Raw genomic sequence first — 24748 nt, forward strand, 5'->3', positions numbered from 1 at the left:
ACCTTCACGAAGCTCGTGGCAGAGTAGCAGCGGTCCGCTTTCGATTCGGATAGCCGCATGCATCACTTCGAAGCCGTCCGTTCGCTGATTGGCAGCCTGCACACCTTGCGGCGAAACGATCCGTATGTGATCAGTTTCGATATGACGCTGCCGCATGGCCGTCACCAGGGCATGTACCTGGCCGAACTGGAAGATGAGAACGGCCGCCGTTACCTTCGTATCTCCACGCCGATCGGCCCGCTGTCGGGCGCCGATCCCAAGCGCTGCCTGCGTTTCAATTGGGAGCAGCGTGTCGGCTTCCTGGCGGTGACGGATCTGGATGGCTCCCCTTACCTGCACTTATGCGAGAACCGGCCATACGAGCTGGTGAATGGGCAGGAACTGATGCGGCTGATCACGGAACTGGGCTCGCTAGGCGATGAGCTGGAACAGTTGATCGTGGATAGTGGGGATAGCTTCTAGTTGGTTGGGGTGAAAATCCCACCATCGGGATTCTTGCGTGCATGGCAATGTTGGGGTCTGCACCCCCAACGGTGACTCACCCGAACTGCCGTGCCAGTTGCACAAACCCGTACGCGATCAACGCCGTCACGGGCAAGGTGAGAATCCACGCCCACACCATGCGTTCCACCACCGACCAGCGGATGGCATTGAAGCGCTTGGCTGAGCCCACGCCCATGATCGAGGACGACACCACGTGCGTGGTCGATACGGGCAGACCGAACATCGAGGCGAAGAGAATCACCATCGCAGAACTGCCCTCCGCCGCGAAGCCATTGATCGGATGCAGCTTCACCATCTTGTGACCGAGCGTCTTGATGATGCGCCAACCACCACCCGCCGTACCGCCGGCCATGGTGAGCGCACACACCGCCGCCACCCAATGCGGCACGGCAAAGCCACCCGCCGTGGATTCATGGATACGCAGGAACGACAGCCATTCCGGCAAGTTGTCGAAGCGACCGGCTGCCGTAGCGCTAGCCAACGCCAGCGCGATGATGCCCATGCTCTTCTGGGCATCGTTCATGCCGTGCGCCAGACCCATCGCGCTGGCTGAAAGGATCTGCACTTTGCCGAAGAAGCTGTTCACGAACGGCGTGCGTCCCAGATGACGCAGAACGCTCTTGCGCGTCGCGAACCAGGCGAGCAGGCCGTACAAGCCACCCATCAGTACAAAACCGAGCACAAAGCCCATCACCGGCGACACCACCATCGGCATCACCACCTTCGGTAACACACCCTTGCCTTCCCACCAGTGCGCGCCACCCTGCGCCCAGATCACTGCAGCGAGGCGCCCGCCGGATTCGGCAATAGCCGCACCAATCAGCGCCCCCACCAGCGCGTGACTGGAACTGGAAGGCAGACCCAGCCACCAGGTGATCAGGTTCCAGACAATGGCTGCCAGCAGCGCGCAGATCAGCAACTCAGGCCCAGCGTGCACCACGCCGGTGTTGACGATGCCGGCCGCGATGGTGGCGGCCACCGCCGTGCCCCACATGGCGCCGACCAGGTTGGTGACGGCTGCCAACAGCACTGCCTGCCCGGGTGACAACACCTTGGTGGCGACAACCGTGGCAATCGAGTTGGCGGTGTCGTGAAAGCCGTTGATGTAAGTGAAGATAAGCGCGATCAGCACGACCGCAACGACGAGGCCAAGGCTCATGCGTGCACCCGGCCTCAGGAGTTCTTCAACACGATGGAATAAACGGTGTTGCCGACGTCACGGCACTTGTCGATGGCCTTCTCGATCAGCTCGAACAGATCTTTCGCCAACATCGCACGCATGGCGTCGTTGCTTTCAAGATAAAGCGTGCGATACGGCGCAAGCAGCATGCGATCGCCCTCCGATTCCAGTGTCTGCAGGCGATCCTGCAATTTTTTCACCGGATCGATGCGCAGGCCGCGGCGCAGTTCGCCGATCATCTCGGCCACCACGTCGGTGGCGCGCGTCAGCACCAGGGTGCGCTGGCTGAAATCCACGCCCTGCAGGCGGCTGGCGACGATCTCGTAGCGTTCGGCGAACTTCTCCACGCTTTTCGGAATTTTGTACAGCGAGGAGTTGAGCGCCTCGATGTCCTCGCGGTCCAGCGCCGTGACAAAGGTGTTCACGAGTTCTTCGCTGATTTGAGCAGCCAACGCCTTTTCGCGCGAACGGGTGGCAGCGAAGGCAGCCATCACCGGCGCATGGTCGGGCTGGCTGACCAGCTCATGCAGGGCTTTGGCGCTTTCACGAGCCGCCTCAGCGCTCTGCTCCAGGAGCCCGTAGAACTTATCGCCTTTGCCGAAAATCGTCTGGAGAGAAAACATGCTTGGGGGCCTGGAAGCAGAAAAAAAGACAAATATTTCGCGAATGTTACAGGACGCCCCTGCCGCGCCGCACCACCCGGGCCTGACGGGACCGTGTCTAAGACGGCTCGCCGTGCCTTACACTGCTCACATGCCCGCACCTGATGCCCTGTCGCGATGCTAGCCACAATCGCGCTCGTCCTCCTCCTCGCCCTTTGCAACGGTTTCTTCGCGCTTTCGGAAATGGCGCTGGTCGCCTCACGCAAGAGCCGGCTCAAGCAGATGGCCCGCACCAGCCGCCGCGCCCAGATCGCGCTCAAGCACGCCGAGGCGCCAGAGCATTTCCTTTCCACCGTGCAGGTGGGCATCACCCTGGTGATGTTGATCACCGGCGCAGTAGCCGGAGACGCCATCGGCACGCAGATCGGCACCATGCTGCACGACGGCAGCATCGCCTGGCTGGCGCCTTACACGCGAGTGATCGGCATCGTGCTGGGCTTCATGGTGATCTCGTTCATCCAGATCGTGGTCGGTGAGCTGGTGCCCAAACGCCTGGCGCTGTCCGCGCCGGAGAAAGTGTCGAGCATCGTCGGCGTGCCCATGCTGGTGCTTTCACGCGCCACCGCCCCGTTCGTGTGGATGCTCAACCGCTCCAGCAGCGTGTTGCTGAAGCTGATGCGCGTGCAGGATCGTGGCGACAGCGCCGCGACAGAAGAAGAAATCCGCCTGCTGGTGGCTGAGAGCACCGAGCAAGGCGTGCTCGACGCCGACGAGCAGGCCATGGTCAACCGCGTGCTGCGCTTGGGCGATCGCACAGTGGATAGCGTGATGTCCCCGCGCACACGTATCGCCTGGCTGGACGTTAACGCGCCGCTGGAAGAAAACCTCGAGGTATTGCGACACAACTCCTACTCGCGCTACCCCGTCTACCGCGACGATGAAAGCGACGTGCTTGGCGTGATGGAAGTGAAAACCCTGCTCGGTGACATCACCCTGGGCAAACTCGACCTGTTCCGCACGTTGGCAAAACCGCTATACGTGCCCGCCACCGCGCGTGCCCTGGATCTATTGGAAGAATTCCGCGACGCCGAAACGCCGATGGCACTAGTGGTGGACGAGTATGGCGATATCGACGGCGTGGTGACGCTCAACGATCTGCTTGCCGCCGTGGTCGGCGCCAGCCAGCTCGGCCACGGTAGCGGCGGTGAAGAAAACTCACCGATCGTGCAGCGCGAGGACGGTAGCTGGTTGATCGACGGCGCCATCTCCACCGACGACCTCCGCGAGCTGCTGCATTTGGATCAACTGCCCGGCGAAGACGAACACGATTTCCGCACCGCCGCTGGCATGGTGATGGCCGCGCTCGGCCATATTCCGCAGACCGGCGAAGTGTTCGCCTGGCGCGGCATCCGTTTCGAAGTGGTGGATCTGGATGGCGCGCGTATCGACAAGTTGCTGGTGACGCCGGCGCCGCGGATTGAGCTGGGCGACGACGAGCAGTGAGCTTGCTTTTCATCCTCTCCCCTACGGGGAGAGGATCGAGGTGAGGGGACATGGCTTGCCCCTGCCTTTTTCAAACGAAGCGATGCCTTGATCTACCTGCAACGCAAGATTGCCCCTCACCCTAACCCTCTCCCCGGAGGGGAGAGGGAATAACACACTTACTTCTTCTCGCTCGCCAACTTCGCCATCCGCTGCGCATCCGCCAAAATCCCGTGCAGCATGCGCAACTCGCGCTCATCCATCTGCGTGCGCTGAAACAGCTTGCGTAGTCGCAGCATGATCATGGTCGGTGAGCGGCCCTTGTGGAAATCAATATCGTCCAGCGTTTGCGACAGATGTTCGTAGAAGCGTTCCATCTGCGACGCGTCTGCCGGCAGCTCATCGTGCAGCGGTGGCGGCGCGGGCATCTTCTCGCCGAGCAAGGCTACGCGTAACTCGTAAGCCATCACCTGCACTGCCTGCGCGAGATTGAGCGAACTGAAATCGTCCACGCTGGGGATACGCACCATCGCGTGGCAGCGCGCCAACTCTTCGTTTTCCAAACCCGTGCGTTCGTTGCCGAACACCAGCGCCACCTGCTCGCCACGTTCCGCTGCCGCCAGCGCCTGGGCTGCGGCTTCACGCGGGGTCAGTTCCGGCAAGTTCACGCCTCGGCGGCGTGCCGAAAGACCGAAGGCCACGCTGGTACTGGCCAAGGCATCCACCAGCCCCGCGTGCACACCAGCGCCGTCAAGGACATCGTCCGCACCCGCCGCCATCGCCGATACCTCGCGATCCGGAAAGCGCTGCGGTGCGACCAGATCCATGCGAGTAAAGCCCATGGTGCGCATCGCCCGCGCCGCACTGCCGATGTTCCCCGGGTGGGAGGTACGGACGAGGACAAAGCGGAAGCGGTTGGGAAGATCGATGGCGGTCATGCGGTGGGACATCGGGTTTTCGGGCTGGCAAGGATAGTCGAGGAGCAGGCGCAGGGGGCGACCCCGGTGGCTCGTCCCTCGCCCCACATCGCCCGCTCTGCTATTATTGCCGGTCGCTAACCCGTTCTTTTGCCAAGCCAAAGCCATGACCAGACCCGCCGTCAACGTCGCGGTACGCGCCGCGCGCTCCGCCGGTAACGTGATCCTGCGTTACATGAACCGCATCGACGGCCTCAACGTCGTTGAGAAGCAACGCATGGACTTTGCGTCCGAGGTCGATCGGCTGGCTGAGGCCGAGATCGTCAAAGAACTGCGCCGCGCCTACCCCACTCACGCCATCCTCGCCGAGGAAGGCGGCGCCATCGGCAAGAGCCCGCAAGTGTGGGTGATCGATCCACTGGATGGCACGCACAACTATCTCCGCGGCATTCCGCATTTCAGCGTATCCATCGCCCTGCTCGACAAGGGCGAGCCGGTGTATGCAGTGGTGTTCGATCCGCTGCGCGACGAACTGTTCACCGCCAGCAAGGGCGACGGCGCCTATCTCAACGACCGTCGTATCCGCGTCAGCAAGCGCGAAAACCTCGCCGGCGCCATGATCGCCACCGGGTTTCCCTACCGCCAGCGCGCGCATCTCGAGTCCCAGCTGGCGATGACACGCTCGCTGCTTTCGCAAGCCGAAGACATCCGCCGCTCCGGCTCCGCTGCGCTCGATCTCGCTTACACGGCCGCCGGCCGCTATGACGGCTTCTTCGAAATCGGCTTGAAGCCCTGGGACATGGCCGCGGGCGTGCTGCTGGTGCGCGAAGCGGGCGGCAAGTATTGCGACTTCGCGGGCCGGGATGGCATTCCCGAGAGCGGCAACATCGTCGCCGGCAACGTACATGTGACGAAGGCGATGCTCGAAGCGATCAGTGCGCAGGCAACGCCAGCGTTGCTGAGGGCTTAATGCGTCAACAGTAGGTTGGGTGCAACCCCCAGCCTACCGCTCACACCGTAATCTCAATCCGATTCCCATCCGGATCCAGCACCACGCTTTCGTAATACCCATCGCCGGTGCGCCGCGGCCCGTCGAGCAGCGAATAGCCGTCGTCCTTCAGGCGTTGCGTCAACGCATCCACTTTCTGCTCCGATCCCACCGACATCGCGAAATGCGTCAAGCCCATGCGTTGCGCACCTTGCGGGAGCACCGTGGGCGAAAGCGTCGTCGTGCGCATCACTTCCAAGCGCGCACCATCGGAAAACCTGAGAAAGCAGGATTCAAAACCCTTGGCCGCGTTGACATACCGGTCGCCCGCAGCGGCATCGAAATACGTCGTGTAGAACTGCACACAGCGATCGATGTCCGTGGTCCACAACGCGAGATGTTCGATACGCATGCAAGGCTTTCCTTACGAAAGCAGCAACAACATCACGTGCCGGATGTACCGATATTGAATATCAGCCCATAAGGATCGCGAAGATAACAGCGAGGAAGCTGTGCATCCTCCTCGACGACTTCGCAGCCCGCAGCGAGCAATTGCGCCTTGGCTGCCTGCACATCCGGCACCAGGAATTCGAACACCGGTCCATGCGCCGCCCCTTTCTCGACATAGAGGCGGAACTCACCGGTTTCGAAACCCACCATCCCTTCACCGCGCTGGACCGCTGCCAGACCTAGCACCGAGGTATAGAAATTCACGGCATCCGCCCAAGCTTCGGTGCGGATGATTACGTCGCGAGAAGAACGGAACATTGCGGACATAACGCCACCTCACTGCTCACATTCGAGGTTATTCCGGCAGATGACACACCGCTTCGATATTGTGCCCGTCCGGATCGAGCACGAAGGCACCATAGTAGTCCTGGTGATAGTGCGGACGAATGCCGGGCGCACCGTTATCGCGCCCACCTGCGGCAATAGCCTCGCGATAGAAGGCATCGACCAACGCACGATTGTTCACGCGAAACGCCACGTGCATAGGCGGCTGATGGGGCGCGCCTTTGCTAATCCAGAAATCCGGCTTGGGCGGCTCACCAAAACCAGCCACGTCTGTGCTGCCGGTGACCGCAGAGGGAAATTCCATCAACAGCGCATAACCGATCGCGGTTAGCGCCTTGACATAGAACGCCTTGCTTTTCTCGAAATCGCTGACAGACACACCAATGTGGTCAATCATGTCGCGTTCCTTGATGAAGCGTTACACAACCGTTGTGGCCATTAGTCGAACTCCTGGTGCTGCGGCAACCCATCGGTAATCGTGAACCACGGCGCTTTCGAGCCGACGAAGATGTGAGCCGTTGGCCGTATGGATGGATCGTCGATCAGCGTTCCCAGCGTGACGTGCACATACTGCCCTTCACGCACGACCGAATACAGCAGCGAGCCACACACCTTGCAATGCGCATCGTGCCCGTGTTCGTCGCCGAAGGTCATCAGATTTTCTGCGCCTTTGACGACGTTCAGTTTGTTTCGTTCGATGCCGCCGAATGGTTTGAATGCCGAACCGGTCGTCCTGCGGCATTGCGAGCAGTGGCAGTTCAGCGCGTAAACAAAGCTGTCTTCCACGCGATACCGAATCGCGCCGCAAAAGCACTCGCCTGAAAGCATCCGATCGCGTGAGTTATCGCCGGCATTCATGCTTATCTCTACCCGTCACTCACCGTTGAAATTCCGTAGGTCGCTCTAGTTGATAGATCGCGTCCTGGATATCGTCGAGCTTTTTGGACAGCACCGCCTGCGTATCGTACAAACCGCGGTTGTAGAAATACGCACCGATCTCCTTCGCAAAAAAGTCCAGGAGAAACTCCGCATCGAAACTGCCGATCGATTGATCCAGTTCTTCGGAAAAATACAGCTTTATCTTCCGAACGATCACTTCTTTTTCAGCCGGCGAAAACGCGATATCCGTCGTATGCATCGCACAGTCCTGATAGCAAGAGTGTTTTTCTTCCCGTAACGCCTAACCGATCTCGCGAAGAAACGTGCGCAAGAATGGGACGGTGATGCGCCGTTGCGCCGCCAGTGACGCCTGGTCCAGACGATCGAGCAGGTCGAGCAGTGCGCCGAGGTCGCGCGCGTAGCGGGCGAACAGCCAGTCGAGCACAGTGTCATCCAGCTCGATTCCGCGCAGTGCGGCCTGGCGCCTCAACACTTCGCGACGCTCGCCATCTTCCAGCGGCTTCAGCGTGAACTGCGTGCATGCACCCAGGCGGGAACGCAGATCAGGCAAGCTGAGGTTGAGTTGTGCGGGCACGACCTGCGCCGTAAAGATGAGCGCGGTGCCTTCGGCGCGGGCGCGATTGTAGAGATCAAACAGGGCGTGCTCGGCTTCACGCTCGCCAGCAAGCACATCGATGTCATCGAGCGCAATGAACTGACTTCCAGCCACACCGCGCAGCGCCATGACGTGCTCGTGCAGATTCTTCATCGGCAGATATTGCACGGTATGTCCGGCCTCATGCGCGGCCTGACACGCGGCCATAAGCAGATGGCTTTTCCCGCCGCCGGTAGCACCGCTCAAGTACACCCAAGGTGCACCGGGCTGCGTGGCAAGTGCTTGTACAGCAGCCAGCGCCGCGGCGTTAGCGCCGGCGTGGAAATGCTCGAAACGCTGGCGGCGGGGCCAGCGCAAGCCCAACGGAAGTTGCGTGGTCATGGCTTGTCGTTGTGGCCGGCGACATGCACAGATGCCTCGCCATCGTTCACCGTCACGTCCTCATCGACAAACACGCTGTCAGGCTCGCCTTTTTCGGTGTACAGATCGCTTTGCCGGTAACGCTGCGCGAGATAGCGCAGCAGCACCAGAATGACCGATGCGGCCGGCAGTGCAAGCAGCACGCCGAGGAAACCAAACAGGTAGCCACCCGCCAGCACGGCGAAGATCACCGCCACGGGATGCAAACCGATCTTCTCGCCAACCAGCCGCGGCACCAGCACGTAGCCTTCGAGCAATTGCCCGATGATGAACACGCCCACCACCATCATCAGGTGCGTCCAGTCCCCGTGTTGCACCAGCGAGGCGATGATGGCCGCGGCGAAACCCGTGATGAAGCCGAGATACGGCACAAAGCTAAGCAAGCCGGCGACCATGCCGATCAGCGGGCCCACCGAAATGCCGATCAGCGTCAGCGCCACACCGTAATAGATCGCCAGCGCCAGCATCACCAGCAATTGCCCACGCACGAATGCGCCGAGCACCATGTCGGATTCGCGTGCCAGGTGCGCAACAGTCGGCTCGACCGAACGTGGCAGCATGCGATCGATCCATGCCACGAGACGATCCCAGTCGCGCAACAAGTAGAACCACACCACCGGAATCAGAACCACGTTGGTGAGCCAGGCAACGACACCGAGGCCCGAGCGGGACAGCTTGCCCAGTACGGTGCCGATGGAACCGATATGTTGCTTGATCTGATCGACCAGGCGGTCGGTATCGAACGCCTTGGGGTCCAGATGCAGCTTAGCCTGCAGCCATGGCACGGCTTTGGCCCTGGCCCACTCCACGTAAAACGGGAAGTTCTGCACCAGATTCTCGACCTGCCGCGCGATCAGCGGTATCAGCAAAAGCAGCGCGGCGGCGATCACCAGAATCAGCAGCACGAACACGATGCTTACCGCCAGCGCCCGCCCAAGCCCGAGTCGCTCCAATCGATCGGCCAGCGGATCGCTGAGGTAGGCCAGCATGGCGGCAACGGCGAACGGCATCAGTACCGGTGCAAGCAACCAGACCAGCAAGCCGATGGCTACGATGATTGCCAGCATCTGCCAGCGGCGGGATGTCTCTTGGCTTATGGACACGAAAGGCTCATCGGTGATGGGCGAACGTAGGCAAGTGTGGCTGATGTGGCGGATCGTTCAAAGTCTTGCATCACGGTGCGTGACGCGTATGCCATGCGCGGCGAGACCATTGCCACACATAGTGCGCTCCGCTCGCCACACACAACACCGCTACCAGCCAGGCGAGTGCCGTCGAGCGCAGCATCGGCCAGCACGCCAACGCCAGCAGCAGCGTTAGCAGATAAATGATCTGGGCCAGCGTGCAGGCCTTCGACAGCAAGCTGGGATGAGGGTCGATTGGACCGATCAGTACGCGCCAACCCAGCGCGCCTGCAGCTATCACCAGGTCGCGCCCGCACACGATCGCTGCCAGCCACAGCGGCGTCTCCTGTCGCCACGCAAGGATCACGAAACAGCTGACCAGCAGCAGTTTGTCCGCAATCGCATCGAGCATGCCGCCGAGCCGGCTCTGCCATCCATAATGACGCGCGAGAAAACCGTCCAGCCCATCCGATGCGCCGGCTACCGCCACCAGTGCGAGCGCGGACGGCCATTTTTCATTCCATAGCAGCCAGCAGATCGGCGCCACGAGCAACACCCGCAGCATGGAAATGGCATTGGGTAGATGCCGCCAAGGAGAATGCGACGCAGATGGCATCGCAGCGGTCACGCTTTTTCAGTGCAGCCAGCGCAGGCTGGCATCCGCACCATCGTGGGAGCTGCCTTCTATCACTCGGCCTCCCGCCGAGAGATTGGTCACCAGGTTGTCCAGCGGCATGCCGGCCTTCACCGCGAGCAGTACGCCATCGTCCTGAGCACCGACCGTGTAAAGGCTGCGCACGGAAGGATCGGCACGCAGTGTGGCGAGCAGGTTGGCGTAGTCCATGGCCGAATGCAGCCCGCTTACCCATAGCTTGCCGTTGACGTCACTGGTGGCGATGACGTTCAACGCTTGCCCCAGGCGGTCGGCGGCAGTTTTACCTGCATCAGCGAACAGGGCGTCCTGATTGCCGCCTTGCGCATTCCAGTGCTGCGACTGGCCGCCGCTGATCAGCGTCCAATCGGCACTGTTGGCCTGCAGGTTACCGATCAGCACCAATCCGGTGTGGTACAGCCGGCTGATCGCCGACAGCGCGGCAGGATCGGCATCGGCGAGCTTGCCCAGATCGGGCAACTGAGCCGGATCGGCATAACTGACCTGATAGCCGCGCTTGCCGACTGCGCCGGTGAGCCCGCCCAGCTCGTTCTGGCTGAGCAGATGCCCATCGCTGCCTTTCACGATCAATAGCAGCGGCGGTTTGACACCAGCCGTAGTCGCACCCAACTGTGTGACCAGCCGTTGCACCGCGCCCTGATCGAAGGTCACCGTCAACGTGAAAGTTGGTGGGTTGCCGCCATCGCCCTGATATTGGAACTGCTTCACGATGCCGGCAGCATTCTGCATGGCCTCGGGGTAGCCATTCTTGCTGGATAGATCCTGGCCACCGGAGACACGTACCAGCACCTGCCCGAGGGCTGCCTGGAACGCCTGGTTGCGCTGGATCGCGCTGGTATCCGGTACGGGCACCACGACGGTATAGGGCGAAGTGGCGGTCTGAGCCTGCGCAACCGGGACAAGCCCCAGGACAAGACCAAACAGCAAGATGGCGATCGGCAGGCGTGACAGGCGCATGAGCGTGAGCTGTGCTCTGGGTCAGGGGTTCGGGCGGAAGTCTGCCCAATCCGACCCTTAACGTCTATCATTGGACGTTTTCCGAACGCCAGGTTGGCCATGTCCGACGCCCTTACCTACCGCGCTGCAGGCGTGGATATCGATGCCGGCAATGCCGTGGTCGAACGCATCAAACCGCTGGTCAAGCGCACCTTCCGCCCCGAAGTGATGGGTGGGCTGGGCGGTTTCGGCGGCTTGTTTAATCTCGGCACACGCTACAAAGAGCCGGTGCTGGTCTCCGGCACCGACGGTGTGGGCACCAAGCTCAAGCTGGCGCAGCAGTTGAACCGTCATGACACCATCGGCATCGACCTGGTCGGCATGTGTGTGAACGACGTGCTGGTGCAAGGCGCGGAACCGCTGTTCTTCCTCGACTACTTCGCCACGGGCAAATTGGACGTGGACACCACCGTGGCCGTGGTCGGCGGCATCGCCAAGGGCTGCGAACTGGCCGGCTGCGCACTGATCGGCGGCGAAACCGCCGAGATGCCCGACATGTATCCGCCCGGTGAATACGATCTGGCGGGCTTCACCGTCGGCGCGGTGGAAAAAGAAGCGCTGCTCAGCGGCGACGACATTGTGGCCGGCGACGTGATCCTGGCGGTGGCTTCGTCCGGTCCGCATTCGAACGGCTATTCGCTGATCCGCAAGATTGTCGAGCGTGCGGGTAGTCCGCTGGAACTCGATCTTGGCGGCGTGAAGCTAGTGGACGCGCTGATGGCGCCGACCACGATCTACGTGAAGTCGATGCTGGAATTACTGAAGTCGTCGCCAGTCCACGGTATGGCGCACATCACAGGCGGTGGCTTGAAAGAAAACATCATCCGCGTAGTGCCAGACGGCCTTGGCTTGAACATCGACGCCAACGCCATTGTCCTGCCGCCGGTGTTCGATTGGCTGATGCGCGAAGGCAAGGTTGTACGCGAGGAAATGTGGCGCACCTTCAATTGCGGTGTGGGCTTCACCGTGCTGCTGCCGCGCGACGCGGTGAGCGCGGCCTCGGCCCTGTTGGACAAGCATGGCTTGAAGAGCTGGGTGATCGGCGAAGTGGTGAAGGCGCAAGGCGACGAGCGCGTGCATATTGGCTGAGCGCGCTTTGCTCCCTCTCCCTTCCGGGGAGAGGGTTGGGGTGAGGGGCCAACCTCGCCGGAAGCCTGAAACATCACCACGCACAACGCATCTCAATCCCAAGCATTAACGTCAATCTTCGCAAGAGTGTCCCCTCACCCCAGCCCTCTCCCCGGCGGGGAGAGGGAGCAAAAAAAGCCTGCACCTTATGCCCAAACCCCTCCGCATCGCCATCCTCGCCTCCGGTCGTGGCAGCAACTTCGCCGCGCTGCTGGCCGCACGCGAACGCGGTGAGCTGCCGGTGGAATTCGTGCTGGTTGCCAGCGATAAAGCCGATGCACCAGTGTTGCAACTCGCGCAAAGCGCAGGTGTCCCGACCATAGTGCTCGACCCACGCGAATACGCTGACCGTCGCGCCTATGATTTCGCACTGTTCGACTGCCTTGCCGCCAGCAAGCCGGATCTGCTCGTGCTGGCGGGCTTCATGCGCATCATCGATGGCGATGCGATGAAACCCTGGGCGGGAAGGATGATCAACATCCACCCTTCGTTGCTGCCCAAATATCGGGGCCTGCATACCCATCGCCGCGCGCTGAAAGCAGGCGACGTCGAACACGGCGCCAGCGTGCATTACGTAACGGCCGAACTCGATGGTGGCCCGGTGATCGCACAGACCACCCTGTCGATCGAGGCCGGCGACAACGAGAACACCCTCGCCGCGCGGTTGCTTCCGCTGGAACACCAACTGCTGCCGGCAGTCGTTGCGCTTATTGCCTCCGGCAGACTGGCGCTAGGTGAACAGGGCGTCATCTTCGATGACGCCCCCATTCGCAAACCTTTGCGCTGGCAAGGCGGCGAACTCGTTCGCTGATTACGCGTTCAGGATGAAGAACCTGTTTGATGTCTCAGCGTGGTTCGCCTAGTCCCTGAGTAGCTGTCAGGTGGTCGTGCGTGGCGCAGTGCCAGACTGGCTGTCTGGTCAAGCCACGCGCGGCCGCATGACGGCTACTCAGGGACTAGGCGAGCTACGCTGGGATGTCAGACAGGTTCTTTGACGTACACTCCCGATCCATGCGCACACTTAACCTTCCCCGCTCCCTTCTCGCCGGCCTTGTGCTGGCCGTTTCCACCAGCGCCGCACTTGCCGCGCAACCGACGCCCTTCACCGCCACGTACCAGGTTTCGCGCCAAGGCGAAGCGATGGGCGAAGCGACGATTACGCTGAAGCCGCTTGGTAACGGCGAATATGAGTACAGCAATCAGATCCACGGCACTTCCGGCCTGGCTGCGATGCTGGGTGCGAACTCCAGCGACGTCACGCATTTCCGCTGGAACAACAATGCCCCCGAAACAGAGAACTACACATCCAAAGTCGTCGCGCTGAAAACCAAGCAGCGCATCATGCAGGTGAATTGGAGCACCAAGCAGGTAAGCGTGGAGGATGGCAAAGGCACCATGAATTATGCCGCAGTGCCAGGTCTGGTCGACCGCAATACGCTGTTGTTGGCGATAGGTCTTTCGCTGCGCAATGGCAACCAGAACGTGACGCTGCCGGTGGGCGTGAGGCAACAAGTGGAGCAACAACAGTACAAAGTGCAGGGCACTGAAAGCGTGCAGGTACCTGCAGGCAGCTTTCAGGCCGAGCGCGTCACACGCACCGATTCGGACAAGCATTTCGACGCGTGGTACGTGCCGAAGCAGTATCCGTTACCGGTGAAAGTGGCGCAGAGTGAAGGTGGCGATTTGACGCTGCAGTTGGTTCGGTACAGCTCGCCGTAAATCACATCATCACGCATCCCACATCGCCGTCATTCCCGCGAAAGCGGGAATCCATGCTGCTCTGATGCAAAAGCAAAAATGGATTCCCGCTTTCGCGGGAATGATGACCATTGAGGTCCAAGGCAAGGCGGGAATTAGGTCGGCAAGCGACGAATCCGCGCCCCAAGCGTGCTGAGTTTCTCTTCGATGTTCTCGTAACCGCGATCGATGTGATACACGCGATCGACCGTGGTATCGCCTTCCGCGACCAGTCCCGCCAGCACCAGACACGCCGACGCGCGCAGATCGGTAGCCATGATCGGCGCGCCGCTCATCTTGTCCACGCCGCGAATGATGGCGGTGTTGCCTTCCAGGCGGATATCCGCACCAAGACGCTGCAGTTCGTGTGCGTGCATGAAGCGGTTTTCGAACACGGTTTCGGTAATCACACCCACGCCTTCGGCCACGCAGTTGAGCGCGGTGAACTGCGCCTGCATGTCAGTGGGAAATGCTGGGTACGGCGCAGTCGTGATGTTCACGGCTTTAGGACGGCGGCCCTGCATGTCCAGCTCGATCCAGTCCGGACCGGTGCTGACGTGCGCACCGGCTTCTTCCAACTTCACCAGCACGGCATCCAGTGTGTTGGCGCGCGCGTTGCGTGCGCGAATCTTGCCGCCGGTCATCGCCGCACCAACCAGAAACGTGCCGGTTTCGATGCGATCGGGCAGCACTTCGTAATCGCCGCCGTGCAAGCGCTCCACACCATGGATCACCAAGGTGGAGGTGCCAGCACCTTCGATCTGTGCGCCCAACGCATTGAGGCAGTTGGCCAGGTCCACCACTTCCGGTTCCTGCGCCGCGTTTTCGATGATGCTGGTGCCGTCGGCCAACACCGCCGCCATCATCACGTTCTCGGTGCCGGTGACGGTCACCATGTCCATCAAGATGCGCGCGCCCTTTAGGCGCTTGGCACGGGCCTTGATGTAGCCGTTCTCGACTTCGATCTCCGCCCCCAGCGCTTGCAGGCCGCGAATGTGCTGGTCCACGGGACGCGAACCGATCTGGCAACCACCCGGCAGCGAAACTTCCGCCTGACCGAAGCGCGCCACCAGCGGCCCGAGCACCAGGATCGAGGCGCGCATGGTTTTCACCAGTTCGTACGGCGCGAAATAACGGTCGGCGGAGCGCGGGTCCACCTGGATCTTCATGCGGTCGTCCAGCACCAACTGCACGCCCATCTGGCCGAGCAGCTCCATGGTGGTGGTGACATCGTGCAGGTGTGGAACGTTGCTGATCGTCACCGGCTCATCAGCCAGCAAACAGGACGCGAGAATCGGCAGCACGGCGTTCTTGGCGCCGGAAATACCCACTTCACCGCGTAGCGGCTCGCCGCCGCTGATCAGAATTTTAGCCATCAGGAATTCCTAGAGAAAAACGGAAGCAACCGCGGCAGCGTCAACGGCGCACGGCGGCTTCTTCCGGCGTCAGAGTCTTGAGTGCGAGCGCGTGGATCGCGCCCCCCATGAGGTCGCCCAAAGTGGCGTAGACAAGGCGGTGGCGAGCCAACGGCAGCTTGCCCGCAAACTGCTCGGCCACCACTTCCGCCTCGAAGTGCACCCCATCGTCACCTTGCACGCTCGCCTTTGCGCCGGGCAGGCCCGTTTCAATCATTGCCTGGATGCTGGCTGCGTCCATCGATTTTCCAATTGCTGAGATACTGAACGCCGGCTGCCGGCTGGTACAGGGCGAGCCATGGGCGACAGGCATCAAGATAGAATGCGAATATGCCATGTTAATGGAAATCCGCTGTCGCAGAAACGACACAGGCGTTTTGCCCCCTGCCCAGCACGCCCCGAGGACGCATGAACGCACCCATCACCAAAGCCAAATCCACCCGGGTGGATGCCGCCACCATCGTGCGCAGCGCACGCACGGTCATCGCTACCGAAGCCGCCGCCATCCGGGCGCTGGAGCCGCGTATCGACCAGACCTTCGTCGATGCTTGCCGGCTGATCCTGGGCTGCAAGGGACGCGTGGTGGTCACGGGCATGGGCAAATCCGGCCATGTGGGGCGCAAGATCGCCGCCACCTTGGCTTCCACCGGCACACCGGCCTTTTTTGTGCACCCGGGCGAGGCCAGCCACGGCGACCTTGGCATGATCCTGCCGCAGGACGTGGTGCTGGCCCTGTCCAACTCGGGCGAGACGGACGAGATCCTGTTCATCCTACCGGTGATCAAGCGCCAAGGCATTCCGTTGATTGCCATCACTGGCAACCCGGATTCTTCGCTCGCCGGCCAGGCCGATGTACATCTGGATGCCGGCATTTCCGCCGAAGCCTGCCCACTGGGCCTGGCCCCCACCGCCAGCACCACCGCCGCGCTGGTGATGGGCGACGCCCTCGCCATCGCCCTGCTGGAAGCACGTGGGTTTACCTCCGAAGACTTCGCGCGTTCTCACCCCGCAGGCAGCCTGGGACGCCGTCTGTTGCTACACATCAGCGATGTGATGCACACCGGTCCGGGCGTCCCGATGGTTCCACCGGATGCAACGCTTACCGAAGCCCTTATGGAAATGACCCGCAAGCACTTGGGTATGACCGCCGTAGTCGACCCTGACCAGCACTTGCTGGGAGTGTTCACCGACGGTGACTTGCGCCGCGCGCTCGACGACGATGGCGTTGATCTGCGCAACGCGCGTGTCAGCGATCTGATGACACGCGGTCCGAAGGTGATCGGCACCGACAAGCTCGCCATCGAGGCAGCACAGCTGATGGAGAAGTACCAGATTCACGCCCTGCTGGTGGTCGATCACACGCAACGCGTGGTCGGCGCCCTCAACATTCACGACCTGCTGCGCGCGCGCGTGGTCTGAAGAACGGAACCGCTGCATGCAATACCTTTCCAACCTGCCTGCCAACGTGCTCGCACGCGCTGCCAAAATTCGTTTGGCCGCGTTCGACGTGGACGGCACGCTCACCGACGGTCGCCTGTGGTACAGCGAAAGCGGCCACGAAACCAAGGTTTTTCACGTGCACGACGGCCTGGGCCTGAAGCGCCTGCAGGCGAACGGCATCCAGGTAGCCATCGTCAGCGCGCGCATCAGCCATCCGGTCGCCTTGCGCGCGGAAGAACTGAACATCGCGCACGTCTACCAGGGTCAGAACGACAAGCGCGAATGCCTGCGCCAGATGCTCGAAGCCCTGAACCTTCAGCCCGAGCAGGCCGCCTTCGTCGGCGACGACCTGCCTGACTTGCCCGCGATGGATCTCGCCGGTTTTGCTGTGGCTGTCGCCAATGCGCACCCCTGGGTCACGCAGCGCGCACATTGGCAGACCAGCCTGGGTGGCGGTATGGGCGCCGTGCGCGAAGTGTGCGATCTGATCCTGCACGCGCAGGGCAAGAGCGCAGCGGAACAGGAGCACTGGCGGTGAGCTTTCGCCAATACCTGCGCGACAATCGCGTCAACGCAACCATCGTGCTGCTCGCTATTGCCGCACCCGCCAGCTGGATGCTGCGCAGCTGGGTGGTAGGCGAGCCGCCGACCAACGAATTCATCGGCCCGCCCGTGGCCGACTATGTGCTCTACAACTCCCGCGTGTGGAGTTATGACGTCGATGGATTGCTAAGCTTCACGATGACCGCACCGCGCATGGATCGCCGCGGTGGCGACGAGTCGCTGTACATCAACGCACCGGTGTTCGATGTTGCCTCGAAAAAAACCGGTGTGCCGGACTGGCAAGGCAATGCACCATACGGCTGGGTCAACAAGAGCGGCACGGAAATGCGGCTGGATGGTGCGGTGTACATGTGCCGCCCTGCCTACGCGCAAAGTCCCATGGCAACATTACACACCTCGAATGTCACGGGCTGGCCGAAAGAGAACCGCATGGAAACCGCGGACCCGGCCACTCTGACGCAAGGACAAAGCGTAATGAACGGCGTCGGCATGCGTGCCAGCCTCAACGATAACCACTTGGAGTTGCTCCATGACGTGCACGGTTTCCTGTATCCGCGCCAGAAAAATGCTACGGCTCAGTCTGCTGGCCACGGGGCTGCTGCTCCTGCAACCTGCGATGGCGCGACAGGATGATCGCAACCAGCCGATTCACGTCGTACATGCCGACAGCTTCGACGGCTACAACCAGCCCAACACCATCAGCACTTTCAAAGGCAGCGTGCTGATCAACCAGGGCACGATGAAGCTCATCGGCGACATCGCCAAAATCTACACGGCCAAGGAAGACACGTCGGTCGATCACATCGTTGTGACCGGCACGCCACAAAAGCGTCCGCACATTGAACAGATCGACGACAACGGCAACTTGATGACCGGTGATGCCGATCAGCTGTACTACGACAACGTCAACGGCGTGGCGATCCTCACCGGCACCGCCTACGTGCATCAGCAGAACAAGGGTGATGCGCGCGGTGCCAAGCTTACCTACAACACGCAGACCGGCTACATGGTCGGCGAAAGCGGTGGCGCGGGTCAGGTCACCATGACCTTCCTGCCGAAGCAAAAACCGCTGCCGCCGCCGAAGCACGGTGCGCCGGCCACACCGCCTGCGCCCGCCAAGCCCGCACCGTCACCCAGCGCGCCGGCGTCCGCCAGCAGCGCATCGAAGGAATAACCCGTAAATGCTTTCCGCAGAAGGTCTGCAAAAGAGTTTCCGCGCGCGCCAAGTCGTGCGCGATTTCGCGTTCTCGATCCGCCAGGGCGAAGTAGTGGGCCTGCTCGGCCCCAATGGCGCCGGTAAAACTACCTGCTTCTACATGATCGTGGGCCTGATCGAGGCCGACGGCGGTGCGATCAAGCTTGACAAGCAGGACATCACCGGCCTGCCCATGCATTCGCGCGCCAAGCTCGGCATCGGCTACCTGCCGCAGGAAGCCTCCGTATTTCGTCGCCTGAGCGTGGCCGACAACATCATGGCCGTGCTGGAATTGCGCCAAGGACTCGATCAACGCAAGCGCGATGCCGAACTGGAAAGCCTGCTGGACGAACTGAAAATCGCGCACATCGCGGGACAGAAAGGCATCAGCCTGTCCGGTGGCGAGCGTCGTCGCGTGGAGATCGCGCGCGCCCTCGCTGCACAGCCGCGCTACATGCTGTTGGACGAACCGTTCGCCGGCGTCGACCCGATCTCGGTGGGCGAAATCCAGCGCATCGTGCGGCACTTGAAGGAACGCGGCATCGGCGTGCTGATCACCGACCACAACGTGCGCGAAACACTCGGCATCTGCGATCGTGCCTACATCATGAACGAAGGCGAGGTGCTCTCGCGCGGCACCCCGGCGCATATCCTGGCCGATGAACGGGTGCGTGAAGTGTACTTGGGTCGCGAATTCCGCCTGTAAGCGGTGGTTGAAAGCATCCGGTTAACCAGACTGCGGACGACCGGCTGCGGATCAGCACGTCAAATGACTGATCCGTATCGCCGAGTCCGGTAAACCCAGCCTCGGCACATTCGAATAGCACACGGACCACGCCTGTTCGAATCTCTGGTAAATACTCCAACTTATTCGCCCGCACAAGCCTAATTTGCGCCGCTTCACATCCACGTTACGACGCAATCATTCCCCTCGCGACAACTATGGCCGACATTCCGGCGAAGGGTTAGGATGAGGTTGTCTTAACCGTTTCGGCAGGCATGAAACCAGGGCTTCAGTTCCGTCTCAATCAACAGCTGGCTCTCACGCCGCAGTTGCAACAGGCCATTCGCCTACTGCAATTGTCGCAACTGGAGCTGGCTGCCGAGTTGCGTCAACTCGCTGAGAGCAATCCTCTGCTCGAGTTCGCCGAAGATGCTTCGCTGGAGCAGGACGAAACAGAAGCCGACGGCGAATACGACAACGAATTCGAATCGTTGAACGCCGCCAGCAGTAGCAGTTCGACGTCCAGCAACGACGCCAACGACGAAGCGCCGGAGTGGACCGAACCGGAGATCAGTTCCGACGAGCCGATCGATTTCTCCGCCACCAACGGCAACGGTAACGGCAGCTCGAGCAATCGCGACGACGAAGGCATGGAACCGCAAAACGCGGCGCCCGAATCGTTGCAGGAACATCTGCTGTGGCAGCTCAACCTCACGCCGATGGAACCGCGCGCCAAGGCGATCGCCACGGTATTGATCGACGCACTTAACACAGACGGTTATCTAGGTGAAGGCATTGAAGCGGTGCTCGCAGCGCTGCCGCCACATCTGAAAGCCACGGTCGAAGAAGTGGATGCGGTGCGCCGCCAATTGCAGCGCTTTGATCCTGCTGGCGTGGCGAGCATCGATCTTCCCGATTGCCTGCGCGCACAGCTCGAGCAATTCGATCCAAGCACGCCGTATCGCGACCTCGCGTTGCAAATCGTCCAGCACGAACTGGAACTCCTTGCACGCAACGACATGGTCAAGCTTGCCCGTCGTTTGCACGCAACCGAGGAAGAAGCAACCGGCGCGGCGATTCTTATCCGCAGCCTTGATCCGCGCCCTGGCGCGGCGATGGATACCACGCCCGTGGAATACGTCGCGCCCGACGTCTATGCACGCAAGGACGGCACGCGTTGGCGCGTACTGATCAATCCGGACAGCCAGCCCAAGCTCAGCCTCAACCAGCACTATTGCAGCCTGATCGCGCAGGCGCGCAGCGATGATGCAAGTTGGATGCGCGGCCAATTGCAGGAAGCGCGCTGGCTGATTAAAAGTTTGGAATCCCGTGCCGAAACACTTATGAAGGTGGCGGAAGCCATCGTGCGCCGGCAGAGCGCCTTCCTGGACTACGGTCCGGAAGCGATGCAGCCGCTGGTGCTGCGCGAAGTGGCCGAGGAGGTAGGTATGCACGAATCAACCATTTCACGTGTAACTACCCGTAAATACATTCACACGCCGCGCGGCACCTACGAGTTGAAATATTTCTTCTCCAGCGGCGTATCCACCGAAGACGGCGGCAGCGCGTCCGCCACCGCCATCCAGGCCATGCTGCGCAAGCTGGTCGATAACGAAGATCCACGCAAGCCGCTCTCCGACCAGGCACTCGCCGAGGAGTTGCATAACAAAGGCATTCAGGTAGCGCGCCGCACGGTGGCGAAATACCGGGAAATCCTGCGCATTCCAAGCTCCAGCGAACGACAGCGCAGCAACTGAACCATGCCATCCGGCCATGCCCGGGAACTTGCACAGCGGCAGGACAATCCCATATTACAGAACAAGGTCTAGCTTCACGATGCAACGGTCGGCTCTTTTCGATCTGCGCATCGATCAACGCCGCCATTGGCGGCCAGCTCTAGAAGGAGGCGTACCATGCAATTCCAACTCAGTGGCCATCGGATCGAAGTGACCCCAGCTCTGCGCAATCGCGCGGAAACCAAGCTTGACCGATTGACCCGCCTCGACGACCGCATCGTCAGCCTGAACGTAGTGCTTTCGGTAGACAAACTTCAGCAACGCGCCGAAGGAACGCTCAAGGTAGCGGGCAATACGCTGCACGCCGAAGCCACCGAGCACGACATGTACGCCTCGATCGACATCCTCTTTGACAAGCTCGTTGACCAGCTTCGCCGTTATCGCGAAAAGCTGTGTGATAAGCATCAACGTGAAGTAAGAGAAATCCGTCAGTACGGTTGATACAACAACTCCGTTTCACCCCTCTCCCCTTCGGGGAGAGCACGTTCAAGAGTCCTCCCTCTCCCCTCCGGGGAGAGGGTTGGGGTGAGGGGCCAAGGCTTGCCCCAGACCTCAATAAAACGATGCTCCGATGCACCTTCCCCGCAAGATTGCCCCCTCACCCCGCCCTCTCCCCAGAGGGGAGAGGGAAAAACACTGTCCGTCTTCGAACAGAGGGGATCGCAAAAGCTGGCACAATGTCCCCCGCCGCCGCCTCCGCCCAGGCAGCCACGCGGCGCAAAGGGAATATCTTTGGACCGGCTCACCGCAAGACAACTCTTCGACGATATCCACGAGCGCATGGCATTGCGCTGGGTGGCCGGCATGCGCGGCGAAATGCGCGTGCTCGAATATGGCTCCACGCCTGCGCGCCGCCCGTCGCTGGTTGGCTATCTCAACGTCATCTATCCCAACAAGATCCAGATCGTCGGCACGGAGGAGCTGAGCTACCTCGACGGCCTCGATTCGCGCCAGCGCTGGGAAGTCATCCACAAAGCAGCTGCCACGCATCCGGTCGCATTCATTGTGACCAAGGATCAGGCGATCCCCTCCGACCTGCGCGAGGTGGCCGAAGAAACGGACACGCCACTATGGATCAGCGCCAAGCGCGGCCATGAGCTGCTCACCTGGATGCAATACCACCTGGCGCGCACCATGGCGCCACGCCTCACCCTGCATGGCGTGTTGCTGGAAGTGTTCTCTATCGGCGTGCTGATCACCGGCGAAGCCGGCTCTGGCAAGAGCGAGCTGGCGCTGGAACTGATCAGCCGCGGCCATCGCCTGGTTGCCGACGATGCGCCCGAATTCACCTTGATCGCACCGGACGTGGTCGACGGCGCCTGCCCCGAGCTGTTGCAGGATCTCCTGGAAGTGCGCGGCTTGGGCGTGCTCAATGTGCGCGAGATGTTCGGCCACACCTCGGTGAAGACGTCCAAGTATCTGCGCCTGGTCATCCATCTCAAACCATTGCGCGACGGCGAAAATGTCGATGCGCTTACGCGCCTGACCGGCGACGTGGGCCACCGTGACATCTTCGACGTGAAGATGCCGATGATCACCCTGCCCGTTGCCCCCGGCCGCAACTTGGCGGTACTGGTGGAAGCCGCCGTGCGCAGCCATATGCTGAAGAGCAAGGGCATCGATCCGGCGCAAAGCTTCATGGACCGCCAGGCCCACCAGATGCGCCGACTGCCGCCTTGGTGAACGCATGACTCACTACGAAGGATTGATCAATAACGACGATCCGAACGCCATCCATCTGGTGGTGCTCACTGGCATGTCTGGCGGCGGCAAGACCGTCGCCCTGCGCGCGCTGGAGGATCTGGAGTTCTACTGCGTCGACAACCTGCCCAGCACACTGCTGCCGGAATTGGTGGAAGCGGCGACGGGCGGCTACAGCGGCCGTCGGCGCATTGCCGTCGGCGTGGACGTGCGCAGCCGCGATGAAGATTTCCAGCACATGCCCCAGGTGCTCTCGACGCTGGCCGCCACGGTGCAGGTGCATCTGATCTTCCTCGACTGCAATGATGAGGTTTTGATCAAGCGCTATTCGGAAACACGCCGCCGCCATCCGCTGGCTTCGCTCGGCATGTCTCTGGCCGATGCAATTGCCGAAGAACGCCGGCTGCTGCGTCCGCTGATGGCGATCGCCGAACGCGTGATCGATTCCAGCAACTTGAACGTGCATCAGCTGCGTCGCCTGATCGCCACCGGCTACGCACAGACCACGTCCGGGCTCACGCTGATGTTCCAGTCGTTTGCGTTCCGCCGCGGGCTGCCGCTGGATTCGGATTTCGTATTCGACACACGCTGCCTGCCCAATCCACACTGGGAACCCACGCTGCGCCCGCTATCCGGCAAGGATGCGCTGGTGCGCGAATTCCTCGAAAAGCAACCAATGGTGAGCGAATATTTCGCCGACACCTCACGCTGGCTGGATGCGTGGCTACCCCGCTTCGAGGCGGACGATCGCAGCTACGTCACCATTTCCATCGGTTGCACCGGCGGACGCCATCGCTCGGTCTATCTGGTCGAGAAACTTGCCGCGCACTATCGCGCCAGCCGCGAAGGCGTTCTCACATTCCATCGCGAACTTGAGTGATGTTTATGATGTCTGCTAGAGCCTGCCTACGGCCTCCGCATGGCCCGCGCCGGAATCTGTTTGCCTGTCGGGCAAGGAGGAACGAAGGCGTGTATGTCGATACACAACTGAGTGAGGACGCCGCTCGGCGAGCAAACAGATCCGGCCCGAAGGGTTGTCACGGTGTGGTCGCCATGCGGCAGCGCGCGGCTTGGCTTGACGGCCAGTCAAGCGCTACGCCACGCACTACCACCTGGCGACCACGCCGTGACAACGCGGGCTATGCGGAGGCCGTAGACAGGCTCTCTAACTCAACGGAAGCCGCCGTGTCATGAGCGTCGGCGTGCTTCTGATGACCCATGAGTCGGTCGGCCAGGCGCTGGTGAAAGCCGCACGTCACGTGCTGCCCAAACTGCCGCTGCGGGTCGCCACCGTGGAAGTGCCCGCACGTGCCGATCCGGATGTGATGCGCACACTCACGGCCAAGCATGCGCGCGAACTGGATCAAGGCGAAGGCGTGCTGGTGCTGGCCGATCTTTACGGCGCCACGCCCTGCAACATCGGGCTGTCGTTGAGTAGCGTGGGCGTAAGGCTGCGCTGTGTTTCGGGATTGAACCTGCCCATGCTGCTGCGCGTACTCAACTACGCCGACAAGCCGCTGGACGAACTTGCTGAAATCGCGGCCAGCGGCGGTCGCGGAGGAATCTTCATCGATCATGCTTGAAAAAGAAATCGTCGTCTCCAACAAACTGGGCTTGCATGCCCGCGCATCAGCCAAGCTGGTGCAGCTCGTGCAAAGTTTCAAATCCACCGTGTGGTTGATCAGCAAAGGCCGCGAAGTAAATGCGCAAAGCATCATGGGCGTCATGATGTTGGCCGCAGGCATCGGCACGCCGCTCACGGTGCGCGCCGATGGGCCGGACGAATCGGCAGCACTTGGCGCGGTGATCGATCTGTTCGATCGCAAATTCGATGAAGGGGCGTGAATGAAGCAGGGAACAAGGAACAGAGAA

The 24748-nt window shown here is 61.4% G+C and carries 31 protein-coding genes; 17 read left to right on the forward strand and 14 right to left on the reverse strand.

Going from position 1 to position 24748, the window contains the following annotated elements; all coding sequences use genetic code 11:
• The first annotated feature begins 57 nt into the window (after positions 1-57).
• Positions 58-462, forward strand: coding sequence for a hypothetical protein (locus QQJ86_RS05940; protein WP_284319994.1), 405 nt, complete (start codon positions 58-60; stop codon positions 460-462).
• 76 nt (positions 463-538) lie between these two features.
• Here QQJ86_RS05940 and QQJ86_RS05945 read toward each other — a convergent pair whose 3' ends face one another.
• Together QQJ86_RS05945 and QQJ86_RS05950 are read right to left on the reverse strand one after the other, a co-directional pair.
• A complete protein-coding gene (locus QQJ86_RS05945; RefSeq protein WP_284319995.1) occupies positions 539-1663 on the reverse strand; it encodes an inorganic phosphate transporter in 1125 nt (374 codons plus the stop codon).
• Positions 1664-1677: 14 nt separating this feature from the next.
• Positions 1678-2307: a DUF47 domain-containing protein gene (locus QQJ86_RS05950; RefSeq protein ID WP_284319996.1), complete on the reverse strand. Its 630-nt coding sequence runs from the start codon at positions 2305-2307 to the stop codon at positions 1678-1680.
• 156 nt (positions 2308-2463) lie between these two features.
• Here QQJ86_RS05950 and QQJ86_RS05955 point away from each other — a divergent pair, with 156 nt between their 5' ends.
• Positions 2464-3789 carry a hemolysin family protein gene (locus QQJ86_RS05955; RefSeq protein WP_284319997.1) on the forward strand — a complete coding sequence of 442 codons (1326 nt, stop codon included), beginning with the start codon at positions 2464-2466 and terminating at the stop codon, positions 3787-3789.
• A 158-nt stretch (positions 3790-3947) separates the two neighbouring features.
• Here QQJ86_RS05955 and QQJ86_RS05960 read toward each other — a convergent pair whose 3' ends face one another.
• Positions 3948-4718 carry an RNA methyltransferase gene (locus QQJ86_RS05960; RefSeq protein ID WP_423372899.1) on the reverse strand — a complete coding sequence of 257 codons (771 nt, stop codon included), beginning with the start codon at positions 4716-4718 and terminating at the stop codon, positions 3948-3950.
• A gap of 133 nt (positions 4719-4851) precedes the next feature.
• On the opposite strand from QQJ86_RS05960, the gene QQJ86_RS05965 reads away from it, so the two are divergent.
• On the forward strand, positions 4852-5655 hold the full coding sequence (locus QQJ86_RS05965) for an inositol monophosphatase family protein (protein WP_284319998.1): 804 nt from the start codon (positions 4852-4854) through the stop codon (positions 5653-5655).
• A gap of 40 nt (positions 5656-5695) precedes the next feature.
• Here QQJ86_RS05965 and QQJ86_RS05970 read toward each other — a convergent pair whose 3' ends face one another.
• The 9 genes from QQJ86_RS05970 to QQJ86_RS06010 form a co-directional block, all read right to left on the reverse strand.
• Positions 5696-6085 carry a VOC family protein gene (locus tag QQJ86_RS05970; protein WP_284319999.1) on the reverse strand — a complete coding sequence of 130 codons (390 nt, stop codon included), beginning with the start codon at positions 6083-6085 and terminating at the stop codon, positions 5696-5698.
• A 32-nt stretch (positions 6086-6117) separates the two neighbouring features.
• Positions 6118-6450, reverse strand: coding sequence for a VOC family protein (locus QQJ86_RS05975; protein WP_284320000.1), 333 nt, complete (start codon positions 6448-6450; stop codon positions 6118-6120).
• Positions 6451-6478: 28 nt separating this feature from the next.
• The gene (locus QQJ86_RS05980; RefSeq protein WP_284320001.1) at positions 6479-6865 is read right to left on the reverse strand and encodes a VOC family protein; all 387 of its coding nucleotides are present in this window, start codon (positions 6863-6865) and stop codon (positions 6479-6481) included.
• Between the two features lie 41 nt (positions 6866-6906).
• Positions 6907-7326, reverse strand: coding sequence for a GFA family protein (locus QQJ86_RS05985; protein ID WP_284320002.1), 420 nt, complete (start codon positions 7324-7326; stop codon positions 6907-6909).
• Between the two features lie 19 nt (positions 7327-7345).
• A complete protein-coding gene (locus QQJ86_RS05990; RefSeq protein WP_284320003.1) occupies positions 7346-7606 on the reverse strand; it encodes a DUF2164 domain-containing protein in 261 nt (86 codons plus the stop codon).
• A 42-nt stretch (positions 7607-7648) separates the two neighbouring features.
• On the reverse strand, positions 7649-8344 hold the full coding sequence (hda, locus tag QQJ86_RS05995) for a DnaA regulatory inactivator Hda (RefSeq protein WP_284320004.1): 696 nt from the start codon (positions 8342-8344) through the stop codon (positions 7649-7651).
• Entirely contained in the window at positions 8341-9486 is a 1146-nt protein-coding gene (locus QQJ86_RS06000; RefSeq protein ID WP_284320005.1) for an AI-2E family transporter, read from the reverse strand. The genes hda and QQJ86_RS06000 overlap by 4 nt, the downstream gene beginning before the upstream one ends.
• Before the next feature lie 70 nt (positions 9487-9556).
• Positions 9557-10135 (reverse strand): CDP-alcohol phosphatidyltransferase family protein, encoded by a 579-nt coding sequence (locus tag QQJ86_RS06005; protein WP_284320006.1) that lies wholly within the window; start codon positions 10133-10135, stop codon positions 9557-9559.
• 6 nt (positions 10136-10141) lie between these two features.
• Positions 10142-11137 carry a DUF2066 domain-containing protein gene (locus tag QQJ86_RS06010; RefSeq protein WP_284320007.1) on the reverse strand — a complete coding sequence of 332 codons (996 nt, stop codon included), beginning with the start codon at positions 11135-11137 and terminating at the stop codon, positions 10142-10144.
• A 99-nt stretch (positions 11138-11236) separates the two neighbouring features.
• Here QQJ86_RS06010 and purM point away from each other — a divergent pair, with 99 nt between their 5' ends.
• From purM to QQJ86_RS06025, 3 genes are all read left to right on the forward strand, one after another.
• Entirely contained in the window at positions 11237-12265 is a 1029-nt protein-coding gene (purM, locus tag QQJ86_RS06015) for a phosphoribosylformylglycinamidine cyclo-ligase (RefSeq protein WP_284320008.1), read from the forward strand.
• Between the two features lie 187 nt (positions 12266-12452).
• Entirely contained in the window at positions 12453-13115 is a 663-nt protein-coding gene (gene purN, locus QQJ86_RS06020) for a phosphoribosylglycinamide formyltransferase (RefSeq protein ID WP_284320009.1), read from the forward strand.
• A 200-nt stretch (positions 13116-13315) separates the two neighbouring features.
• On the forward strand, positions 13316-14023 hold the full coding sequence (locus QQJ86_RS06025) for a DUF3108 domain-containing protein (RefSeq protein WP_284320010.1): 708 nt from the start codon (positions 13316-13318) through the stop codon (positions 14021-14023).
• Positions 14024-14157: 134 nt separating this feature from the next.
• Here the strand turns inward: QQJ86_RS06025 and murA are convergent, their stop codons facing one another.
• Complete coding sequence (gene murA / locus QQJ86_RS06030; protein ID WP_284320011.1) at positions 14158-15417, reverse strand: UDP-N-acetylglucosamine 1-carboxyvinyltransferase; 1260 nt, start codon at positions 15415-15417, stop codon at positions 14158-14160.
• Between the two features lie 40 nt (positions 15418-15457).
• A complete protein-coding gene (locus QQJ86_RS06035; protein ID WP_284320012.1) occupies positions 15458-15697 on the reverse strand; it encodes a BolA family protein in 240 nt (79 codons plus the stop codon).
• A 167-nt stretch (positions 15698-15864) separates the two neighbouring features.
• On the opposite strand from QQJ86_RS06035, the gene QQJ86_RS06040 reads away from it, so the two are divergent.
• The 11 genes from QQJ86_RS06040 (at position 15865) to QQJ86_RS06090 (ending at position 24721) form a co-directional block, all read left to right on the forward strand.
• Positions 15865-16875 carry a KpsF/GutQ family sugar-phosphate isomerase gene (locus QQJ86_RS06040; protein ID WP_284320013.1) on the forward strand — a complete coding sequence of 337 codons (1011 nt, stop codon included), beginning with the start codon at positions 15865-15867 and terminating at the stop codon, positions 16873-16875.
• A 16-nt stretch (positions 16876-16891) separates the two neighbouring features.
• Positions 16892-17434 carry a KdsC family phosphatase gene (locus QQJ86_RS06045; protein WP_284320014.1) on the forward strand — a complete coding sequence of 181 codons (543 nt, stop codon included), beginning with the start codon at positions 16892-16894 and terminating at the stop codon, positions 17432-17434.
• Complete coding sequence (gene lptC, locus QQJ86_RS06050; protein WP_284320015.1) at positions 17431-18093, forward strand: LPS export ABC transporter periplasmic protein LptC; 663 nt, start codon at positions 17431-17433, stop codon at positions 18091-18093. The genes QQJ86_RS06045 and lptC overlap by 4 nt, the downstream gene beginning before the upstream one ends.
• Complete coding sequence (gene lptA, locus QQJ86_RS06055; protein WP_284320016.1) at positions 18077-18634, forward strand: lipopolysaccharide transport periplasmic protein LptA; 558 nt, start codon at positions 18077-18079, stop codon at positions 18632-18634. The genes lptC and lptA overlap by 17 nt, the downstream gene beginning before the upstream one ends.
• Positions 18635-18641: 7 nt before the next feature.
• Positions 18642-19361 (forward strand): LPS export ABC transporter ATP-binding protein, encoded by a 720-nt coding sequence (lptB, locus tag QQJ86_RS06060; RefSeq protein WP_284320017.1) that lies wholly within the window; start codon positions 18642-18644, stop codon positions 19359-19361.
• A gap of 293 nt (positions 19362-19654) precedes the next feature.
• Positions 19655-21136: an RNA polymerase factor sigma-54 gene (locus QQJ86_RS06065; protein ID WP_284320018.1), complete on the forward strand. Its 1482-nt coding sequence runs from the start codon at positions 19655-19657 to the stop codon at positions 21134-21136.
• Between the two features lie 156 nt (positions 21137-21292).
• Positions 21293-21616 carry a ribosome hibernation-promoting factor, HPF/YfiA family gene (gene hpf, locus QQJ86_RS06070; RefSeq protein WP_284320019.1) on the forward strand — a complete coding sequence of 108 codons (324 nt, stop codon included), beginning with the start codon at positions 21293-21295 and terminating at the stop codon, positions 21614-21616.
• A gap of 291 nt (positions 21617-21907) precedes the next feature.
• Entirely contained in the window at positions 21908-22858 is a 951-nt protein-coding gene (gene hprK, locus QQJ86_RS06075) for an HPr(Ser) kinase/phosphatase (RefSeq protein WP_284320020.1), read from the forward strand.
• Between the two features lie 4 nt (positions 22859-22862).
• A complete protein-coding gene (gene rapZ, locus QQJ86_RS06080; RefSeq protein ID WP_284320021.1) occupies positions 22863-23756 on the forward strand; it encodes an RNase adapter RapZ in 894 nt (297 codons plus the stop codon).
• A 310-nt stretch (positions 23757-24066) separates the two neighbouring features.
• Positions 24067-24459 carry a PTS sugar transporter subunit IIA gene (locus QQJ86_RS06085; protein WP_284320022.1) on the forward strand — a complete coding sequence of 131 codons (393 nt, stop codon included), beginning with the start codon at positions 24067-24069 and terminating at the stop codon, positions 24457-24459.
• The gene (locus QQJ86_RS06090) at positions 24452-24721 is read left to right on the forward strand and encodes an HPr family phosphocarrier protein (protein WP_284320023.1); all 270 of its coding nucleotides are present in this window, start codon (positions 24452-24454) and stop codon (positions 24719-24721) included. Before QQJ86_RS06085 ends, QQJ86_RS06090 begins: the two co-directional genes overlap by 8 nt.
• The last annotated feature ends 27 nt before the right edge of the window (positions 24722-24748 follow it).

This window comes from Dyella acidisoli (assembly GCF_030160295.1).
Classification (GTDB): Bacteria; Pseudomonadota; Gammaproteobacteria; order Xanthomonadales; family Rhodanobacteraceae; genus Dyella_B; species Dyella_B acidisoli.

Excerpts from the sequence above, each read along its gene's own strand:
- QQJ86_RS06035 (WP_284320012.1), bottom strand. The coding sequence starts at position 15,697 with ATGGACGCAGCCAGCATCCAGGCAATGATTGAAACGGGCCTGCCCGGC.
- QQJ86_RS05980 (WP_284320001.1), bottom strand. The coding sequence starts at position 6,865 with ATGATTGACCACATTGGTGTGTCTGTCAGCGATTTCGAGAAAAGCAAG.
- murA (WP_284320011.1), bottom strand. The coding sequence starts at position 15,417 with ATGGCTAAAATTCTGATCAGCGGCGGCGAGCCGCTACGCGGTGAAGTG.
- QQJ86_RS06090 (WP_284320023.1), top strand. The coding sequence starts at position 24,452 with ATGCTTGAAAAAGAAATCGTCGTCTCCAACAAACTGGGCTTGCATGCC.
- QQJ86_RS05950 (WP_284319996.1), bottom strand. The coding sequence starts at position 2,307 with ATGTTTTCTCTCCAGACGATTTTCGGCAAAGGCGATAAGTTCTACGGG.
- QQJ86_RS05985 (WP_284320002.1), bottom strand. The coding sequence starts at position 7,326 with ATGAATGCCGGCGATAACTCACGCGATCGGATGCTTTCAGGCGAGTGC.
- QQJ86_RS05940 (WP_284319994.1), top strand. The coding sequence starts at position 58 with ATGCATCACTTCGAAGCCGTCCGTTCGCTGATTGGCAGCCTGCACACC.
- purM (WP_284320008.1), top strand. The coding sequence starts at position 11,237 with ATGTCCGACGCCCTTACCTACCGCGCTGCAGGCGTGGATATCGATGCC.
- QQJ86_RS06010 (WP_284320007.1), bottom strand. The coding sequence starts at position 11,137 with ATGCGCCTGTCACGCCTGCCGATCGCCATCTTGCTGTTTGGTCTTGTC.
- QQJ86_RS06025 (WP_284320010.1), top strand. The coding sequence starts at position 13,316 with ATGCGCACACTTAACCTTCCCCGCTCCCTTCTCGCCGGCCTTGTGCTG.
- hda (WP_284320004.1), bottom strand. The coding sequence starts at position 8,344 with ATGACCACGCAACTTCCGTTGGGCTTGCGCTGGCCCCGCCGCCAGCGT.
- QQJ86_RS05975 (WP_284320000.1), bottom strand. The coding sequence starts at position 6,450 with ATGTCCGCAATGTTCCGTTCTTCTCGCGACGTAATCATCCGCACCGAA.
- QQJ86_RS06045 (WP_284320014.1), top strand. The coding sequence starts at position 16,892 with ATGCAATACCTTTCCAACCTGCCTGCCAACGTGCTCGCACGCGCTGCC.
- QQJ86_RS05965 (WP_284319998.1), top strand. The coding sequence starts at position 4,852 with ATGACCAGACCCGCCGTCAACGTCGCGGTACGCGCCGCGCGCTCCGCC.
- QQJ86_RS05960 (WP_423372899.1), bottom strand. The coding sequence starts at position 4,718 with ATGTCCCACCGCATGACCGCCATCGATCTTCCCAACCGCTTCCGCTTT.
- QQJ86_RS06040 (WP_284320013.1), top strand. The coding sequence starts at position 15,865 with ATGAACGCACCCATCACCAAAGCCAAATCCACCCGGGTGGATGCCGCC.
- lptA (WP_284320016.1), top strand. The coding sequence starts at position 18,077 with ATGGCGCGACAGGATGATCGCAACCAGCCGATTCACGTCGTACATGCC.
- hpf (WP_284320019.1), top strand. The coding sequence starts at position 21,293 with ATGCAATTCCAACTCAGTGGCCATCGGATCGAAGTGACCCCAGCTCTG.
- QQJ86_RS06085 (WP_284320022.1), top strand. The coding sequence starts at position 24,067 with ATGAGCGTCGGCGTGCTTCTGATGACCCATGAGTCGGTCGGCCAGGCG.
- purN (WP_284320009.1), top strand. The coding sequence starts at position 12,453 with ATGCCCAAACCCCTCCGCATCGCCATCCTCGCCTCCGGTCGTGGCAGC.
- QQJ86_RS06065 (WP_284320018.1), top strand. The coding sequence starts at position 19,655 with ATGAAACCAGGGCTTCAGTTCCGTCTCAATCAACAGCTGGCTCTCACG.
- QQJ86_RS05970 (WP_284319999.1), bottom strand. The coding sequence starts at position 6,085 with ATGCGTATCGAACATCTCGCGTTGTGGACCACGGACATCGATCGCTGT.
- lptB (WP_284320017.1), top strand. The coding sequence starts at position 18,642 with ATGCTTTCCGCAGAAGGTCTGCAAAAGAGTTTCCGCGCGCGCCAAGTC.
- rapZ (WP_284320021.1), top strand. The coding sequence starts at position 22,863 with ATGACTCACTACGAAGGATTGATCAATAACGACGATCCGAACGCCATC.
- QQJ86_RS05955 (WP_284319997.1), top strand. The coding sequence starts at position 2,464 with ATGCTAGCCACAATCGCGCTCGTCCTCCTCCTCGCCCTTTGCAACGGT.
- QQJ86_RS05945 (WP_284319995.1), bottom strand. The coding sequence starts at position 1,663 with ATGAGCCTTGGCCTCGTCGTTGCGGTCGTGCTGATCGCGCTTATCTTC.
- QQJ86_RS05990 (WP_284320003.1), bottom strand. The coding sequence starts at position 7,606 with ATGCATACGACGGATATCGCGTTTTCGCCGGCTGAAAAAGAAGTGATC.